General features: G+C 48.7%; 12 protein-coding genes. 9 read left to right on the top strand and 3 right to left on the bottom strand.

Features of this window, described 5'->3' with window-relative positions:
• Positions 1-14: 14 nt before the first annotated feature.
• Together MKZ13_RS24635 and MKZ13_RS24630 are read right to left on the bottom strand one after the other, a co-directional pair.
• Positions 15-650, bottom strand: coding sequence for a TetR-like C-terminal domain-containing protein (locus tag MKZ13_RS24635; protein WP_339178955.1), 636 nt, complete (start codon positions 648-650; stop codon positions 15-17).
• 962 nt (positions 651-1,612) lie between these two features.
• A complete protein-coding gene (locus tag MKZ13_RS24630; protein ID WP_339178951.1) occupies positions 1,613-2,968 on the bottom strand; it encodes a dipeptidase in 1,356 nt (451 codons plus the stop codon).
• Between the two features lie 314 nt (positions 2,969-3,282).
• Here MKZ13_RS24630 and MKZ13_RS24625 point away from each other — a divergent pair, with 314 nt between their 5' ends.
• From MKZ13_RS24625 to MKZ13_RS24595, 7 genes are all read left to right on the top strand, one after another.
• Positions 3,283-5,589 carry an AraC family transcriptional regulator gene (locus tag MKZ13_RS24625; protein WP_339178948.1) on the top strand — a complete coding sequence of 769 codons (2,307 nt, stop codon included), beginning with the start codon at positions 3,283-3,285 and terminating at the stop codon, positions 5,587-5,589.
• Between the two features lie 332 nt (positions 5,590-5,921).
• Positions 5,922-6,851, top strand: coding sequence for a sugar ABC transporter permease (locus MKZ13_RS24620; RefSeq protein ID WP_339185447.1), 930 nt, complete (start codon positions 5,922-5,924; stop codon positions 6,849-6,851).
• A gap of 12 nt (positions 6,852-6,863) precedes the next feature.
• Positions 6,864-7,751: a carbohydrate ABC transporter permease gene (locus tag MKZ13_RS24615; RefSeq protein WP_017692544.1), complete on the top strand. Its 888-nt coding sequence runs from the start codon at positions 6,864-6,866 to the stop codon at positions 7,749-7,751.
• Positions 7,752-7,769: 18 nt separating this feature from the next.
• Positions 7,770-9,275: an extracellular solute-binding protein gene (locus MKZ13_RS24610; RefSeq protein WP_339178944.1), complete on the top strand. Its 1,506-nt coding sequence runs from the start codon at positions 7,770-7,772 to the stop codon at positions 9,273-9,275.
• Positions 9,276-9,403: 128 nt separating this feature from the next.
• Complete coding sequence (locus tag MKZ13_RS24605) at positions 9,404-12,757, top strand: glycosyl hydrolase (RefSeq protein WP_339178941.1); 3,354 nt, start codon at positions 9,404-9,406, stop codon at positions 12,755-12,757.
• Between the two features lie 17 nt (positions 12,758-12,774).
• The gene (locus MKZ13_RS24600; RefSeq protein WP_339178939.1) at positions 12,775-13,596 is read left to right on the top strand and encodes a polysaccharide deacetylase family protein; all 822 of its coding nucleotides are present in this window, start codon (positions 12,775-12,777) and stop codon (positions 13,594-13,596) included.
• 57 nt (positions 13,597-13,653) lie between these two features.
• Positions 13,654-15,831 carry a glycoside hydrolase family 88 protein gene (locus tag MKZ13_RS24595; protein ID WP_339178936.1) on the top strand — a complete coding sequence of 726 codons (2,178 nt, stop codon included), beginning with the start codon at positions 13,654-13,656 and terminating at the stop codon, positions 15,829-15,831.
• Positions 15,832-16,021: 190 nt separating this feature from the next.
• Here MKZ13_RS24595 and MKZ13_RS24590 read toward each other — a convergent pair whose 3' ends face one another.
• Complete coding sequence (locus tag MKZ13_RS24590; RefSeq protein ID WP_339178932.1) at positions 16,022-16,897, bottom strand: DUF72 domain-containing protein; 876 nt, start codon at positions 16,895-16,897, stop codon at positions 16,022-16,024.
• A gap of 232 nt (positions 16,898-17,129) precedes the next feature.
• Between MKZ13_RS24590 and MKZ13_RS24585 the strand changes: the two genes are divergently transcribed.
• Entirely contained in the window at positions 17,130-17,873 is a 744-nt protein-coding gene (locus tag MKZ13_RS24585) for a methyltransferase domain-containing protein (RefSeq protein WP_339178929.1), read from the top strand.
• 27 nt (positions 17,874-17,900) lie between these two features.
• Positions 17,901-18,884, top strand: a complete 984-nt coding sequence (locus MKZ13_RS24580) for an MBL fold metallo-hydrolase (RefSeq protein ID WP_339178927.1) — start codon at positions 17,901-17,903, stop codon at positions 18,882-18,884.
• Positions 18,885-19,082: the final 198 nt, after the last annotated feature.

The following is a 19,082-nucleotide window of genomic DNA, read 5'->3' as shown; positions in this document are numbered from 1 at the left end:
AAAAGCCGCGCATCCTAATCAGATGGCAGCTTATTCTCATACTTGTGCAGTGCCCTCAGGACATTCCCTTCGATCAGCTCGCTGAGCTTCTCAATAATCTGTTTTGGCGGTTCTTGCATGTCGCCTCTCATCCACTGAATGATCAGCCCAGTAAAGGCCAGGGTATAGAAGTTGGCGACAAACTCTTTGTCTTCACTGCGGACCTTAATCCCACAGGCCAGCTCATCAATAACACCCATGATCAGATCATGAGTTACTTCATAGAGGTATACATCCAAGTGGGTGCGCCCGAGCGAGTTGAGCGTGTTGCAGCAGAACGTTTTGTTGTTCTCGATGTAACAAAAAAATTTATTGAATCCGTCCGTCCATGTGCTGTAGCTTCGGTACGCCGTAAGACTCTCCACCGCTTCAGTCTGATAGATCCACCCAAGTAGTGCGTAAATATCCTGAAAATGATAATAAAAGGTTTGCCGGTTCACGCAGCAATGGTCAACCAGATGTTTGACTGTAATCTTGTTCAGCGGGGTGTGCTCCATCAGTGATTTAAGCGAGTGAGCCAACGCATTTTTGGTCAGGTGAGAAGCAGACACAACATTCACCTCATCATTTTGGATTAGCTTGCTGGGGCATAACAGCAGGTAAACACTCATGGCAAAAGCCCCGCGCCGAAGTCGCCGAACATAAGCAAGTCAAAACGCAGGAATCCCTAAAGATCCTCCCCTCCACAAAACCCCTTTAGCTATCAACATCTTCGTTACCCGATCCGCAACATACTCCATAAGGGTGCATTCTAAATATCAATCGTTTCAACCAAAGCTTCAAAAGGCACCGCTTGTCTTGTCTCTATCACAAATCCTTAAAAATTAATCGTCGTCAAAAACCAGTCACAATAAAGCAACCACGGTAAGAGCCTGAAACCTAGTGAAGGAGACCGAATCAAAAAAAAAGGACTATAAGGTCGCTTATGTTATCTCTAATATACTAAACCATTAAAACCGAGACCCCGTCTATAAAATCAGTCATAGGAACAACGATAACGAAGTTATCGAGAAAAAAATCGAAAAAGTGTTCAGTAGCCCATCGTTAAGGTAATCTATCACACTAACCCATCAAAGTGAGACTCAATCCTTCGAAGCAGCCATGATAAAGCAAGCTGTACGTAATGATCGAGACAAAATCAAGAAACGTCCTATAGGGCTGCCATGTTGTTATCACTAATACACTAACCCATTTAAAAGTAAGTCTCCATCGTCTCCATCATAAAAAGAGACCATGAAAAAAAACTACAATTTCACCAAAGAACCAAAGAACAAAGAATAAAGAAACAAAATAAATAACAAAAAAACGACCCGAAGGCCGTTCTTTGTTTTCCCCATTACACTAACCAATCAATAGTTAGGCTCAATCTTTAAAATCAGTCATGCGAGAAGCTGCAACGTAGTGGAGGGGACGAAATCGATTCTGAAGAAGCGGAGCGTTCGCCTTTATCGTCGGATTTTACCCTTTGAGAAGGGGAATCCAAAAAATCAGACGATAACAGCGATCTAAAGAACGATTCGGCCCCGGAACGTCCACTCAGCACGCTCTCATGAACTGGTTTTAAACACGATGATTACAAACTCTTCAAGAACTGAACAATCGTCAACAACCCTTTATCAAAGTTCTCCAGGTTGAAGTGCTCGTTTGGTGCATGCAGATTCTCATCAGGCAAGCCAAAGCCCATCATGACAGCAGGGATTTCGAGAACACGTGAGAGTTTCTCAACAATCGGAATGGAGCCGCCATCTTTGGTAAAGAGGGCACGAACGCCATACACGTGCTCATACGCATCTGCCGCTTTTTGCAGAATTGGATTCGAAGGATCGGTATTGAAAGCAAAAGCTTTCTCGATCTGTTTCACATGCAGCGTTGTACCCGGTTGAACGTGAGCGCGCAGATGTGCTTCGATACGATCCAATACATGTTGTGGATCTTGATCCGCCACGAGGCGGCAGGTGATTTTGGCATGAGCTTCCTTTGGAATAACCGTTTTGCTACCTTCGCCTTGGAAACCACCCCATACGCCGTTCAATTCCAATGTTGGACGAGCGCCAACACGTTCCACGAACGAGTAACCTTCTTCGCCGTACAATTGCTCCAGCCCGAGGTCTTGACGAAGCTGTTCTTCATTGAAGCCCTGTTTCACAAATTCTTCTCTCATCTCAGGAGACAGTGGCAGTACGCCGTCATAGAAACCATCTACGCTTACACGACCTTGCTCATCATGCAACGAAGCGAGCAGGGATACGAGTGCGTGCAGTGCGTTCGGTACGCCGCCGCCAAATGAACCGGAGTGCAAGTCGGTATTGGCTGTGTTCAGATCCACATGCATGGAACATAGGCCGCGCAGGCCAGTGGAGATTGCCGGTTTTCCTTTTTCAAGCAGGGACGTATCCGAGATCAGTACCATGTCTGCACGCAGCTTGTCTGTATGTTCATTCAGATAGATGGGCAGGTTCGGGCTGGAGATTTCCTCTTCACCTTCGATACAGAACTTGATATTAACTGGAAGTTCCTTGTTTTCGGCGAGAATGGCTTCAACTGCCTTGATATGTAGGAAGATCTGTCCTTTGTCATCCGTCGCGCCGCGGGCATACAGCTTGCCATCACGAACGGTAGGTTCGAACGGAGGCGTCTCCCACAGGTTAAGCGGATCAACAGGTTGTACATCATAGTGTCCATAGATCAGAGCCGTTGGTTTGCCGGGTGCATGCAGGTGATCTGCATAGACAATCGGATGTCCAGCCGTTTGAATGACCTCAACGTTTTCCATGCCTGCACGTGTGAGTGCATCTGCTGCCCATTGTGCTGCACGATTAATATCCTCTTTATGCTCTGAAATGGCAGAGATACTTGGAATGGACAACCATTCATTCAGTTCTGCCAGGTGTTTTTCTCTATTTTGTTCAAAATAAGTCTGTTCTTTCATTAAAAAGGCCTCCTTCATGTTTGCTATATCTCATTGTAATCCATTTTGTCATGTTAATAAAACATTGGTTAAAAAAATGATCGGTTACAGATCGTTTCATTCACCTGAGGATTGTGCGTATAATACAAGAAAAGGATTTCATCCATATATTCTCAGGGGAGTTGAGGAAGTTTCCATGACAGTCAGACCCGATGCAAGCAGGCAGGTGAGCAGCGATGGAACCGACTAGGAGCGATCGAATATTTGGCAGATTCAAGCGGTTATCCGATTTGAAGGCTGGAAGGCATAAAGGACGATTTTATCGAAACAGCCTCATGCTTATTTTACTCATTGCCAGCATTCCCGGACTAATCACAGGTATCGTCATGTATCAACAGGTTGTTGGCCGGATGGAAACCGAGTTCAATCAGATGCATCAGAACCAGATCGAGAACCGGGCACGCAATGTGGATGACCAGCTGGCTTATCTGGAGATGAACTTATCCCATTGGGCTTTTGAGCCGAGGTTTGGCAATGCACTGCGAACGCTGGATTTTGTGTATTATTTTAATGAAACACAGGAGATTGTGACTACCTTATACGTGTTACAAGGTTCCCATCCACTGATCAAGTCAGCACAGCTGTATTTACAGGAGCCGAAGCCAATCTTGTTTAATCGGGATTATACCGAATTGAATGATGAAGCCAGGGTACAAGCCTATGATCGATACCTTTCCATGGGGAACCACGTGTACTGGACAGATTGGGTTTCCAGCATCAACAGAGATATCGAACCTTCGACCAACGATAGTCCACTGCATACGGATGCAGGCAATGCACTTGTTCTAGTACATAAGATACCGGGGGAGAGCATTAATCCGTTTGGTGCACTGATCATCACGCTGGATAACGAGAAAGTCGCCAGTTTATTGAAAACGCTTACTCCGTATGACGAAGGTTTAACGTTCCTTATGGATCAGGAAGGAAACACACTGGTTACCGGGAATCCGGGAACGCCGGGAGAGACTTCTGCTTTTGAGCAGCAGCTAAAAGAAGAAGTAGCCCAGCATGCGGGCAGCCGCTCATTCCTGTTCCGATATGAGGATCAGACCTATTCTGTCTCATACGGTTCATTGAGCCGGATCGATTCAGACTGGACTTACGTCTCCGCAGCACCTTTGACCTCAGTCACTTCGCCAGTAAAACTGGTATCCAAAATCATCGTTATTGCCAGTGCAGGCAGTCTCATCCTGGGATTATTGTTATCCTGGTTTGCTTCCCGCCGCATCTATTCGCCTGTAGCACGGATGCTGCATCTGCTTACGCCTGGCAGAAATGAAACAACACCAACGGATGCCAAGCTGGACGAGTTTGAGCTGCTGGAGCAACAGTGGAACGAACTGACCTCCCGGAGTGTCACGGCACATCGCCAATTGCAGGAGCAGCTTCCCCATCTGCGCGACAGTTTTGTCTTACAACTTGTACAGGGCCATCTATATGCCTATAACGAGCAGGATCTTCAGCAGCGGATGCGTCATCTCGGATTTGAGCTGGAGGGTCAGCAGTATCTGCTGGTGCAGATGTATTTTACGGGGTACGAGCAGCTGCAAGGCAGATTTGGAAGCCAGGACACGGGATTAGTCACCTTTGCAGCAGTGAATATTACACAGGAAGTGGCGAAAAATTATTTCAGACAGATCAGTGTCATGAACTTTCATGACCTGTCTTCCGCCATGCTTGTGATTGCTCCTCAGGACGAACCTGTGAAGTCACAAGCGCTGTTATGGGGACAGGAACTGGTGGAAGTCATTGGACGTACGCTCAAAATGAAGGTGACCTTGATGGTCAGTCGCCCGGCAGCTTCACTTCAGGAACTGCCCGGACGATTCGTCGAGATGGAACAGGCCGTGGCTTATCGCAGTGTGGAGGAAGGAAGTCAGATTCTCGATCTGGAGGATGAGGAGTGTTTCCGCAGAAATGAAGCAGCTTCCTATCCGCTTGGGCTGGAACGGGAGTTGTTACAGGCGGTCAGGCTGGGCAAACGAGCCGAAGCCGAACGTGTGCTGGAACAATTCATGAGTGAAATTACGCGGATGGGTAGTACCGAATTTCAGGTGCAACAGATGATGCTTCAATTGCTCGGTAGCATTCAGCACATGATGCTGCAAACGGGGGTCACACCTTATAAGCTGTTTGGTGGTTACAACATGTATGAGCAACTATCCGGTATTCGTGAACCTGTACAGATGAGGCAATGGATGATGAATGAGGTGTTCATACCGTATATACAAGAGGTTGAAGTCCGATCGCAGGAACCGCTGAAGCTGGTGGTGGAACGAACGATGTTGTATATCGATACACATTACCGCAGCGACATTTCGCTGGAAAACTGTGCTGACGAGGAGCAGATGACACCCTATGCACTGAGTAAGGCTTTCAAACAGGTATCGGGCATCAATTTTATTGATTATCTGACACGTGTGAGAATGGATGCGGCGAAGCAATTGTTACGGGAGACAACGATGAAAATCAATGATGTTGCGGCGGCTGTGGGATATCAGCATAGTTATTTTAATCGGATCTTCAAGAAACAGGAGGGAGTTACCCCGAGTCAGTATCGCGATCAATGGTTTGGACAATAACCTTTTAAATCTTTGTCATTTCAGCCCGGCATTCAGCTTTAGCGGATGCCGGTTGTTTCTTTTTTTACCGTGATACAAAGAAGGATAAACCCGCAAAAATGTGCAATTCTACCTGCTACGTTATGTTCAGTTTCTTGTGAAAATGGCGTTATAGCGGGCTTTTCGGCCATCATGTCGTAGCAATGCAAAAAATGAAGGTTGCCGGAAAAAGATCGGCTGTATAGGCTGAGTATCAGGTTAATTGATAACGCTTACATAGTTGAGGGAGGGGAGACATGATGAACGGGAAGACGGACTGGAATACCAACGCCACTGCAACTGCTCAAGCGGATATGACAACAAGACCATTAAAACAGGAGTCCAATTGGAAGAGGCAGATCAAACGAAACAAGTGGTTATATGTGCTTGTGCTTCCCGGCTTTTTGTACTTTGTCATCTTTAAATACTTGCCCATGTGGGGGATCATCATTGCCTTTCAGGACTACCAGCCTTTCCTGGGCATCCGGGAGAGTAACTGGGTGGGGCTAGAGAACTTTACGAACTTTTTCTCCAATCCGGACTTCTTCCGACTATTACGTAATACGCTGGTCCTTGCCCTGTATGATCTCATCTTCTTTTTCCCGGCACCAATCATTATCGCTTTGTTATTAAATGAAATTCGGGTCGCTTTCTTCAAAAGAACGATTCAAACGCTGGTCTATGTACCCCATTTTGTATCCATGGTGATTATCGCCAGTATCACGTACGTGTTCCTGACCCCGCAGGGCGGGGTGTTATACGACCTGATCGCCTGGATTACAGGCAAGCCTATTGATGTACTCTCCAGCCCGGGTTCGTTCCGCCCGCTCATTATTGTGCAGATGATGTGGAAGGAGATGGGTTGGGGCACAATCATTTTCTTGGCAGCCCTCGCAGGTGTCGATACGGAACAATATGAAGCCTCCATTGTGGATGGCGCAGGACGATTACGGCGGATGTGGCATATCACGCTTCCCGCCATTCGTACGACCATAGTCATTTTGCTCATTCTCAGATTGGGGAACTTCCTCGATACCGGTTTTGAGCAGATCTATCTGATGACCAACTCCCTCAACCGGGATGTCGCAGATGTGTTTGATACGTATGTGTACACGGTGGGGATTACGCAAGGTGCATTCAGTTACAGTACCGCTGTTGGACTATTCAAGTCTGTGGTGGGGATTATCCTGGTGCTTGGCAGTAATAAACTTGCGAAAAAATTCGGTCACCCCGGAATTTATTAAGGAGGAGCGCCCATGAACAGCCGTCTATACAACAGCCCTGCCGGCAAGGTATTTGATATCTTCAATTACGTCATGCTGGGGATTCTGGGCATATTAACCGTCCTTCCTTTCCTGTATATTATAGGGAATTCTTTCGCAACGGAAGCCGAGATCACCGAACGCAGTTTTTTCCTCATTCCGAAGGTGTTTTCCTTCAGTGCATATGAGTATATTTTCTCCTCGTCCACGATCTTTCGCAGCATTGGTGTTTCCATTTTCATCACGGTGGCAGGTACACTGGTCAATCTGTTCTTCACCCTAACGATGGCTTATCCACTATCCAGAAGTGACTTCTGGGGCCGTAACGTCATGATGAACATGGTGATTTTCTCGATGTTATTCGGCGGTGGCATGATTCCAACGTATCTCGTTATTCGTGGACTGGGACTGCTCGATTCTTACTGGGCCCTTATGCTTCCTGGCGCGATCAGCGCTTTTAACTTAATAGTTGTCAAAAACTTTTTTCAACAAATGCCGCCCGGGCTGGAGGAAGCGGCCCGCATCGACGGCTGTTCGGATCTTGGGGTGCTGTGGCGAATTGTTCTGCCTTTATCCAAGCCGGTCATCGCCACGTTTGCTTTGTTCTACGCCGTAGGCCACTGGAACAACTTTTTCTCGGCATTGCTGTACATTTCCGACAGTGACAAATGGCCGCTGCAAGTCATGTTGAGACAGATCGTATTACTCTCGCAGGCCAGTGTCGGAGATATGGCGAACATGGACCCCAATTTTGTACAGCCACCAGAGCAGTCGATCAAAATGGCGGTGATCGTTGTGGGTACCATTCCGATTTTGCTGGTGTATCCGTTTTTGCAGAAGCATTTTGCCAAAGGTGTCATGTTAGGTTCAATCAAAGGCTAAAGCCAAGGGGGAGAACGTATGGGACAAAAAACGGGATTCAAAAAAGGTGCACTGCTACTCTCTGCTTCACTGGTACTAAGTACAATTCTGGGCGCATGCTCCACCGACAAAGAAGGTTCAGGAACCGCTGCGGGTGGCACTGATCAGATTACAATCATGCTGCCGAACTTTGAAGCGGAGAATCCGCCGGAGAATAGCCCAGTCATCCAGAAGCTTGAGGAATTGACCAAGGTGGATGTGAAACTGCAATGGGTGCCGAGCAGCTCGTACGAAGACAAATTCAACATTACATTGGCCTCGGGAAAACTGCCTCAGATTATGGTGGTGTTAGGGAAGTCCCCAAGTTTCATTAATGCGGCACGAACCGGAGCATTCTGGGAGCTTGGTCCATATCTGAAAGACTATCCGAATCTGAGCCAGATGAATGAAATCATCACCAACAATGCGTCAATCGATGGCAAAACCTATGGGATCTACCGGGCACGCGCCCTAGGACGTAATGGGGTCACAATCCGCAAAGATTGGCTGGAGAAGTTGGGGCTGGAAGAGCCGAAGACGATTGACGAATTTTACAATGTATTGAAAGCGTTCACGAAGGATGACCCAGACGGTAACGGCAAGGATGATACGTACGGTCTGGTTGCCAGCAAATTCACGGGCCCGTGGGATAACATGCAGGTATGGTTCGGTGCACCGAACAAATGGGGAGATGATGGCAGCGGAGGCCTGATCCCGGCGCATGAGACACCAGAATATATGGAAGCCCTGAAATTTTTCCGGCAAATCTATAGCGAAGGTCTGGTGAACAAGGACTTTGCCGTGATGGATGCGACCAAACTGCCTGATCCATTTGTAAACGGTCAAGCAGGTGTCATGGTGGATGTGGCAGATAATGCGCAGCGCATGGATCAGAAAATACTGGATAAAGACCCAAATGCGACAGGGCGCGTAGACGTGCTGCAAGCGATGGAAGGTCCAAAGGGATTGCGTGATATGCCAACGTCGGGCTACTCCGGCCTGATTGCCATTTCCAAAAGCAGTGTCAAAACGGAAGAAGACTTGAAGAAGGTACTGAGCTTCCTGGATCAGCTGAATGAACCGGAATTGCAGGCATTGTTGTACAACGGACTGGAAGGTAAGCAATACGAGAAAAAAGAAGACTACATCGTACCGAGCACTGACAAGCTTGCGCTCCGCGACCTGCAGGGCTTAAATCAGATTTTGATGTTTGTGCCGGAAGACAGAACGCTTCGTGTACAACAGACACCTGTCCGTGAAAAGGTTGCACAAGTGCAGAAAGCCAACGAAGAGATTGTCATCGCCAATCCTGGCGAACCGCTGATCTCTGATGTTTATGCTCAGAAAGGACCGCAGCTGGACAATATCATTAATGATGCGCGCATCAAATATATCGTAGGTCAGATTGATGAGAAAGGATTCGAAGATGCTGTTGCCCTGTGGAAGAACAACGGCGGAGACGATTATGTGAAAGAAGTCAATGAACTGTACACTGCACTGAAGTAGTCGGAATTTACGACTTCCTGAATATGGTTTTTTATGTATAATCAAAACAAAACAAACCTATTTGAACTGAAATGAACGGTATTGGTAAAGCTGGACACCACTCTTGAACAGGCAGGGAGGAAGGCGACATGTGGAACGGGGATGCTTTTGAAAATCCCGAGGCGCAGTACAGGGTCCATCCCTTTTGGTTCTGGAACGGGGATATGGAAGAAGAGCAGGTTAAGCGGCAGGTGGCTGAGATGGCCACGCAAGGTGTAGGCGGATTCTTCATCTGTCCGCGTCAGGGACTACAGATTCCCTATCTCTCTGAAGCGTGGTTTGATAAGGTGCGGGTTGCAGTGGAAGCGGCGGCTGCTCACGGCATGCAGGTATGGTTATATGACGAATATCCCTATCCGAGTGGAATGGCCGGCGGGGAAGTGACCCTTGATTTCCCTGAAGCGAAGCAGCGTCAGCTCGTGCATCATCAGTTGTTGGTTCAGGGTGGAGAAGCTGTGGATCTAGAGTTGCCATGGGGACGAGTATTGGTTGCCATGGCGATTCCCAAGGATGCACAGGGCAAACGGTTGTGGCAGGAATCCATTGACTTGCGCGGTAAAATCGGCAATATCCAGACCGATCAAGTGTATCAGGAGACCGGACTCACCTCGTATAATCGCAAGCGGTTCTTCACCTACCGAACAGCGTTTCGTCTGCTGTGGGATGTTCCCGTGGGTGATTGGGAGTTGATTATATTTCAGGAAAAAGAGATCGATGATTTCAAATATTACGGCAACTTTGTTGATCCTTGCCACAAGGAAGCGATGAGCCGTTTTATTGAACTGACACATGAGCGTTATAAGTCAGCGGTTGGAGATCAATTTGAAAGCGTAATCAAAGGTATGTTTTCGGATGAGATCGCACCGCTAGGTCGTATCCCTTGGTCGCAACAGCTTCCCCGTTATTTCAGCGAGCGTTGTGGTTATAGTCTGATCGATTCGCTACCGGCGCTGTTATATGGTGATGTTCCAGACGCGCATCGTATTCGGTATGACTATTATCAGTCACTGCATCTGCTTCTCAGGGAGTCCTATCACAAACAGGTGCATGACTGGTGTGAGGAAGCAGGAATCCAGTACGCGGCAGAGGTGCCTGGCGTACGGATGACCACCCAGTTGTTCAGTCATATGCCGGGTGGTGATTCGGCACATGAGAAAATCGGACGATCCTTATCGTGGATTCTGGAACGATACGGCCAAAAGATGCGTGACAATCCCAAGATGGTCAGTTCGCTTGCCCGGCAATTGGGCCGAAGTCGCAATCTGATTGAATGTTTTCACAGTGTAGGCTGGTCCATGACGCTACAGGATGCCAAGTGGATGATTGATCGTATGGCCGCCATGGGCACCAATTTCTATAACTTTCACGCCTTTTTCTATACGATTGGTGGGCTTGCGAAGCATGACGCACCACCATCTCAATTTTTACAGAATCCATACTGGAAGCATTTCCGGCAGTTAGGGGATTACACCGGACGGTTGAGCTATCTCATGAGCACCGGAGCAGCAGATATTCGTATTGCCGTGCTTGACCCAACAACGACATTCTGGAGTCTGATGGGTAATCCGCTGCATGGATTTGAGTATAGCGGCGAAGACGAAGCAGAACGGGGACAATTGGATCGTCTAACGAAGGACTGGATGAGGATCACGACACATCTGCTCGAAAACAGACGTGACTATGATCACCTTGACCCCGAATTGTTGGCTGAAGCTGACTTAACGGATGGCATCATTCAGATCGGCGTTGCCCGTTATGACGTACTGATTCTGCCACCGATGCTGAATCTGGAGGCCGCGGCCTGGGAACAGGTGAAGCGATTTGTTCGGCAGGGAGGAACTGTCATCTCTGTTGGGATGCCTCCGTATATTGCGATCCAGCCGGGAAGTCCGGAGGGGGATGAAGCTGCCCAGTTCTTTGGTGCAGGCGAGCAGCCGCAAGAGGTGTACTGGGGCCGTAGCGGGTCAACAGATCACGATAACCGTGAAACCATGTGGCATCAGGGTGAGGGGAATGCCTATTTTCTACCCGCAGGAACGGGGCAGGGAGATGACTTTTCGCTGGAGCTAATCTCCCTCCTGCTCGATCAGGTATTGCCGGAACCCATCTGCTGGATCATGGAGGAAGAAAGTGCATCCCTGCTGATGCACACCCGTCAATTGTCCGATGGGGAGCATATGGTTTTTTTGACCAATCAGGAGGGGCAGGACCTAAAGGGCCAATTAAAGCTGGTCGCCAGACAGCTGTGGGATGGAACGGAGCTGACAGAGAACACTTGTCTCGTGGCAGAACGACTCGATCTGGAGACAGGGCAGCTTCAGGCATTACCATATACGAGCAGTGGCGGGGAATGGTGCATTTCACTAACACTGGCGCCTTATGAAGCGCATGCTGTACGTCTTACTTTACAAGCTGCGAAGAAAGAGGCAGTACCAACGAAGGTGGATGTAACAGACAAAACGGGTTCGACGTTCAGAGCGGATGTATCGGCAGGAGCTAATCAGGCCCGTAAGATCATGGTCCCTTCAGAAGGGCCGTGGCGACTGGAAACGGTGCAGCCTAACATTTTGCGAATGGGACAATTCCATCTTCAGGCTTCCAATGCTAATGGTGTGATTCTGGAAAGCCAGCATATAGCTGTGAAACCGTTTATTGATCAGGCGGCAGAATTATCGGAGCAGCAGCATCTGCCAGTCCAGTTTAATCAGGTGTTTGGCACACCGAAAAAGGCTTCCGTTGCTTACCCGATCGAGTGCCGTTATACGACCACATTTGAGCTGAGAACGGTATTGCCTGCATGCCTTCTATTCATGGACAGAGCGGCGATCTCAGGCATTTGGTCGATGGAGATTAATGGGCATTTGCTTGAAAAAGAACAATTCGATCCAATCGAAATAACCGACCACAATAACATCGCTTGTGATATCACGGAGTTGCTGCACAGCGGTCTCAACGAAATGACGGTGATTGTGCAGGTGACGAAAGATGAGGATGGCATCGTGGATCCCTTGTATCTACAGGGAAGATTCGGTGTGGAATTCCATCATGAAGGCATGGTTTCGCTTGTGCGAGAGTCGGATACGGCCCTTCGTATCGGGCCTGAACCTCAGCCTCTGTATCCCCATTATGCCGGGGAAATGAGTTATAAACGCACGTTCTGGCTGGATGAACCAGAGGAAGGTGTTGCCTCGTTTGAACTGGAATTTGGCGATTGGCGTGTGCAGGATGTGGTGGAAGTGCGGGTAAACGGACATAGCCTGGGTGTAAGATGCTGGTCTCCGTATCGGTGGAAGGGAGAGGCCTCCTGGTTGCGTCCGGGAGACAACGACATTGAAGTGCGGATTACCAACACATTGATCGGCCTGCTGGAAGGTACGTATTTTGATTCGGAACATCATCGATTACAGGATGCAGGTCATGTACCTGTTGAAGAATTCAGATGAAGGAGTGGAAGTAAGGGATGGGACATCGTATTCAGTTTGACCGCTATCCAGGTGGTGTGATGAAAGCGTTAACGCTCAGCTATGACGATGGAGTGGTGCATGATCGCAGACTGGTGGATATCTGTAATCGGTATGGACTGCGGGGAACATTTAATCTGAATTCCGGTACCCTGGGCAATCCAGGCCGCATCGAGCCGGGGGAAGTCTTGGAACTGTACGCCGGACATGAAGTAGCTGTTCACACCGTTACTCATCCTACACTGCCTTATGTTCCGAATGAACTGCTGACCGAAGAGATTATTGAGGACCGAAAAGCACTCGAGAAGCGTGTCGGTTATCCCGTACGAGGTATGGCTTATCCCAATGGAGGGTACGACCGCGCGTTAAGTTCGAAGCTGGAGTGGCTTGGCATTGATTATGCCCGTACCGTTGAATCACATGGCAGATACACGTTGCCAGAGCGCCCGCTTGAATGGCATCCGACGTGTCATCATAACCATGATCTGGCGGGGCATGCCAAACGTTTTATCCAACATTCCAAAACAGGTACGCCACTATTACTCTACGTCTGGGGTCACAGTTATGAGTTCAATGACAACGACAATTGGGAGATCATCGAACAGTTCGGTGAGCAGATTGGCGGCAGGGACGATATCTGGTATGCCACGAACATCGAAGTGATTGCCTATTGGAAAGCGGTACAACGACTCGAGTGTTCGGCTGATCGATCCATCATCCATAATCCGTCTGCCATCCCGGTTTGGTTCACGGCAGATCAGCAGGTTGTTGAAGTGCAGGGCGGAGAGACATTGCGGCTAAGCGAACGAATCAAGGTATAAGGAAGGGAGCTGACGATCATTCGTTATTTTCATGAGAACGAGGCGATTGCAGGCAAGGTGTACGATTCAATTCCGGATATATTGACTACGGTGGCTCAGCGTTATATTGGTGATCATCCGAAACATTCATTTTTGTTCAGAGCTTATCATCAGGGAGGTTTTCGCAGGCTAGGGGACTATCGTTACGACCTGAATCTGAATGAGAAATGCGTAGAGGCGCGTGCAGGGCAATACGTGTATGTATGGGGCAAGTTATGGAGCGAGCAAAATGCAACGTTAAATACGGGCCTGAACTGTTATAGTCCGGTGACAATCTATGTGAACGGTGAAGAGGTATTCAAGTCTGAGCTGTTGCAGGAATTATTTCCTGAGCGAAGAACCCAGATTCCGATTTCCGTTAACTATGGCTGGAATGATGTGTTGCTGTGTTTTGTCAAAACAGAAGTGGGATTCGGCGGGATCTACGGAACAGCCTCTTTCAAAAATTTCCCGCTGCACTTCCTCACTCCTGGGACAGATCGTCAGGGACAGGAGGGATGGTTATATTCGGAACCTGTCGATGAACCTGTATTATCTCTTCCTCATGATGGTATGACGGAAGAAGAAACGGGCCTTTCCTGGTATCCGCGCAGGGGCTGGACAGACGAGGAGCGGAGCATGGGTTCTTTTGCCCGAATCTTTGGTCCAGAACAGCCCGCTGTGGCCTACGCATGGTCCAAACTGGATGTAACCTTGCCAGGATCAACGCCAATTATTTTAAAAGGCCGTCATGCTGGTACTTTGACTCTGTATGTGGATGGCACGGAAGTATACTCTGCTGGAAGTAGCGGTAACTTCCGCGTTGAACTCCCGCGCCGTTACGGTTCATCTGATCTGCTCGCGAAAGGTGAAATTCAGGCAGTTGGCGGCTCATGGGGATTCACGTTGGAAGATGCCGAGCGTTCGGGTTCCACAGGCTGGAGACTGAAACCTCCTCATCCGGTTGCGGGATGCACGGACCCCTGGCTGTACACAGGTGTGTTTGCTCCCGGCGCTGAGCCATCCCACGCCGATATTGTGCGAACAGATACCGTATTTGATGATGGCGCGCAAGGTGTATATTGGCGAGTAGATCTTCCGGATACGCATGTTCGTCCCTATCTGGAGAACACACATTACGGAAAGTGGAATTATCCGCTAGGCGTCACCCTGCTTGGACTTCTCCAAACGGGACAGGAATTGGGACGTGATGATTACATTCAGTATGTGCGGCAACATATTGAACTGAGCACTTCATTTGACCGCTATGGTCTGTGGGATCGGGAAGGGTACGGTGCGGCAGGGATTAATAATCAACTGTCAGCCATCGACAGTCTGGATGATTGCGGTTCGTTTGGGTCCACGCTGCTTGCTGTGATGGAGTTCGGCGATATTCGTGGGGGAAGAGATACCGCGGATCGGATTGCGGGCTACATTACGGATGAGCAGGAACGTCTGGAGGATGGCGCCTTTTACCGGGTTCGCGGCAGTGGGGAGATGCGTCAGGAGACGATGTGGTGTGATGACTTGTACATGAGTACACCTTTTTTGATGCGTTATGGTCAGTTAACAGGCGATGGGACGTATTGGGAAGATGCGGTTAATCAGTTCTTGATGTTCCGTAAATACCTCTACCTTCCCGATCAACAGATCATGTCCCATGTGTATGATTTTGTGCGTGGTCGGGCGACAGGTATTCCATGGGGACGAGGGAACGGCTGGGTGCTTTTCTCATTAACCGAACTGTTATCCATCATGCCACATGATCATGTGAAACGGCCGGAACTGTTATGTTTCTATCGTGATTTAAGTGAAGGTTATTTAGCGTTGCAAGGGGAAAATGGACTATGGCATCAGGTGCTGAACCGCCCGGATTCGTATGAAGAAACCTCCTGCACATCCATGTTCATCTACGCCTATGCCCGTGGAATTCGGGAAGGATGGCTAGAACAACCGAAGCCTTATCTGGAGGCCGTACGCAAAGGATGGGAAGGCATGACGCGTTTGTCGATTGACTATAAAGGTAATATATACGGGGTATGCCGGGGTTCGGGGTACTCGTTTACCGCCTTGTATTATCGCGATGATCTGGGATGGAATCTGAACGATACCCATGGAATCGGCATTGTGCTCTTGGCTGGCATTGAATTGTATAAAATGAACCAGCAGCTCTCCAAGGCGTCTGTCGATTCTTCTGTTACGGCTGCGCAGCGCTAGTGCTTGACGTAACAGAACGGATATTTGCGGATAGCCTTCAGTAGGTAGAGAACGAGCTAAAGAAAGCGGCAAAGCCCCCAGGCTTGCCGCTTTTAGTTTGTTTCCAATTTCGAATCCGATCTGCATAATAGCAATGATAAATACACTTACCTTCACCCAATAATATGAATAACTCCGTTTATAGCACGTATTAAAATAGCTCCAGCTGCTCCGGTCCTTCTTCCTTCTCCGGTTCAGAACGGTCAGGGAAAGGCTTCACCGGCTGATCCAGCAGGTCCATCATCATCTGGGCATTCGCCGCTGCATCGCCACCGGAGTTGTTGTTAAAAATAACGTAGACATCCTTGCTCTGCTCCTGCAATTGCTCCAGATAACCTTTCCACTCCAACAGCTCTTCCTTGTTGTAACGGTACAGGTAACGGGTCTCGCGCCAATTGGGCGCACCATTCTGATGCCACCCGGACACATTGCGTCCATGCATGCGAACCAGTGTCATCTCCGAATCCGTGGCCTGTGGCACGATAGGAATGGAACCTAAACCCGCCTGAGGTTCGTCACAGACACTATGAATCCAGCCTTGCCCCTTCATGAACGAAAGCGTCCGCTCGCGCATGCTATCTTCATACCAGCTGCGATGACGGAATTCCAGGGCACACGGAATGCCCTCCATTCGAAGTTTCACTTCACGAAGCTCATTGACATTGTCCTTATTGCACTCAAACCAAGGTGGATATTGAAACAAGGCTGCCTGCATCTTGCCGGCTTCAATGACCGGTTCCAGTGATTCCCGAAAAGCCTTATACATCTCCGACGTGCTGGTGAAGTAGGGCTTGCCCCGCAGATGTCCGGTCATTCCCTGGTAGGCTTTGATGATAAAAGCAAAGGATTCGGGTGTCTCTGCAGCCCATCGTGCCATTCGATCCCGCGGCTGAACGGCGTAGAAGGAACTATCCACCTCCACAGTGGAGAAGTATTGTCCGTATAGACTGAGTTTGTCTTTGGCTTTGGTACGGTTTGGATAGAGATCTTCCTGATCCCCCCATCCGGTAAGTCCGATGCGAATCATAAGAACACCTCCTGTTGCTTTTTGAACAACCTCTTATAATTAACCGATTTACAGGCATATGTCTAACATTATATCGTGTGCATTTTGGCTCTTCAATGTTGGAAACTTACTGGAATTTTTTGAGTTTGCAGAATAAAGACGTTACAATACATTAAAGCTAGCGGAAATGATGAGGCCTGAACAAAGCGTACTACAGATAGAGAGCCAGTGACCAAGTGGAGGGCGAGAATGGATGACGGAATGGTATGAAAAGAGTTTTGGAGAAGATTATCTGCTCGTATACAAGCACCGGGATGTGCAGGGTGCCTATCAGGAAGTACATAAAATGATCAAATGGTTGAAGCTTGAGCCTAACTCTGAAGTATTGGATCTATGCTGCGGTATGGGACGGCACTCATTGGCACTTGCTGATGCGGGATTACGAGTGACCGGGGTCGATCTTTCTGATGTGCTTTTGCGCGAAGCCCGACTAATGGACACTGAACACCGAGTATCGTGGTGTCTTGCGGACATGCGTGAACTCCCGCTGAAAGGTGGCTTCGGCGCCGTAGTCAATCTGTTCACATCGTTTGGTTATTTCCTTGAGGACGGAGAACAATTGAAAGTATTACGTGCCATTCATCGCATGCTTCGGCCGGGTGGCAGCTACATTATTGATTTTATGAATACGGCTTATGTGACTCGTCATCTGGTTCCGCACTCCGTCCGAGAGGATGAAGGACAGCGAATTGAGGAGTTCCGCAAGATTGAGGATGGATTTGTGCAAAAGGAAATTCGTATTACGGATACCACATCCGGGCATGAACCACGGGTATATCAGGAGCGTGTGAAGTTGTACACACGGGATCAACTGAGTCAGATGTTAAGTGCCGCCGGACTCCGGGTAGATCAGGTACATGGTGGCTATGACGAAGAGAAATATGACGAGCAGACTTCTCCGCGCATGATTTTTGTGGGTCGTCGTCCTGTGGAGTGAACAGAGACAGTCTGGAAGGGGGATAACATGAAGCGCACAGAAGAGATGTCCATGACAGAGGGCATACACCGGGTCAAGATCAGCATGTCGTTTCCCTTGCGATGGGTGAACAGTTATGTGTTATCAGAACCGGGTGGAAAGATAACTATTATAGATCCGGGACCGCGTAATTCGGAAACAGAACAGGAATGGAGTGAAGCGCTGGCAGATCTCGGCCGGACCTTTAGCGATATTCGTCAAATTGTACTGACCCACCATCACCCCGATCATCTTGGGTTGTCGGGTTGGATGCAACAGATGACGAGCGCACCCGTTCGAATGTCCACACGCTCCCGCCAAGAGGCCGATTATATGTGGGGACCAGATTCACGCATTAATACAATATTACCTGATTATTATGGTCGTCATGGTATGCCGGAAGACAAGACTGAGCAGATACATGAACATATGAAGGCATTTACTTCGCAGATCACGCCACTTCCGAATGTCACACCCGTTGAAGATGGCGAGTGGCTCGATATGGGCGGGAAACGTTGGATTGCTGTGGAGACGGGTGGACATGCTCCAGGACATTTATCCTTTTATGCGCCGGAGTCCATGGAGATTCTGTGCGGAGATGCAGTTTTGCCACAGATTTCACCGAATATCAGTCTGCAACCCGGCAGTGACCCTCAGCCATTATTGTCTTATATGGAAGGATTGCAACGTCTCGGGGGGCTAAATGTCAAGCTGGCGTATCCAGGGCATCGGAATCCTTTTGCCCAGTTCACCGAACGGACAGTTCAATTGCTGGCTCATCACGAGGAACGTCTTCAGAAGATGACGGAGCGAATTCAGGAGTCACCGGCGAATGCTTATGACATCTGTGTGCACATGTTTGGCAATCGGCTGGGTACCCATCAACTGCGGTTTGCCATGAGTGAGACGTTGGCCCATTTGCAGGAGTTAATTCGACGCGAAGTAATGAAGCAAGAGCAGCAACCGGATGGCATGTTCTATTATAAAATCTAAACGGAATGATGATATCGATATGAAATGATAATACGATCTTATATAGAGGCTCGGGACAGGAAATTCACCTGTTCTGGGCCTTTTTAGCCTCTCTTAACGGTTCATTCATCTATTTTTAAGCCAGCGCGCCTATGATACATCTATGAACTTCGCTAGGGCGTGTCTTGAGACACACCCTAAAGAAAGCAGGGAAGAGCG

This window comes from Paenibacillus sp. FSL R5-0701, from assembly GCF_037973995.1.
In the GTDB taxonomy this organism is placed as follows: Bacteria; Bacillota; Bacilli; order Paenibacillales; family Paenibacillaceae; genus Paenibacillus.
The sequence above is the reverse complement of the archived record's forward strand: the minus strand, read 5'-3'. Positions and strand labels throughout refer to the sequence as shown.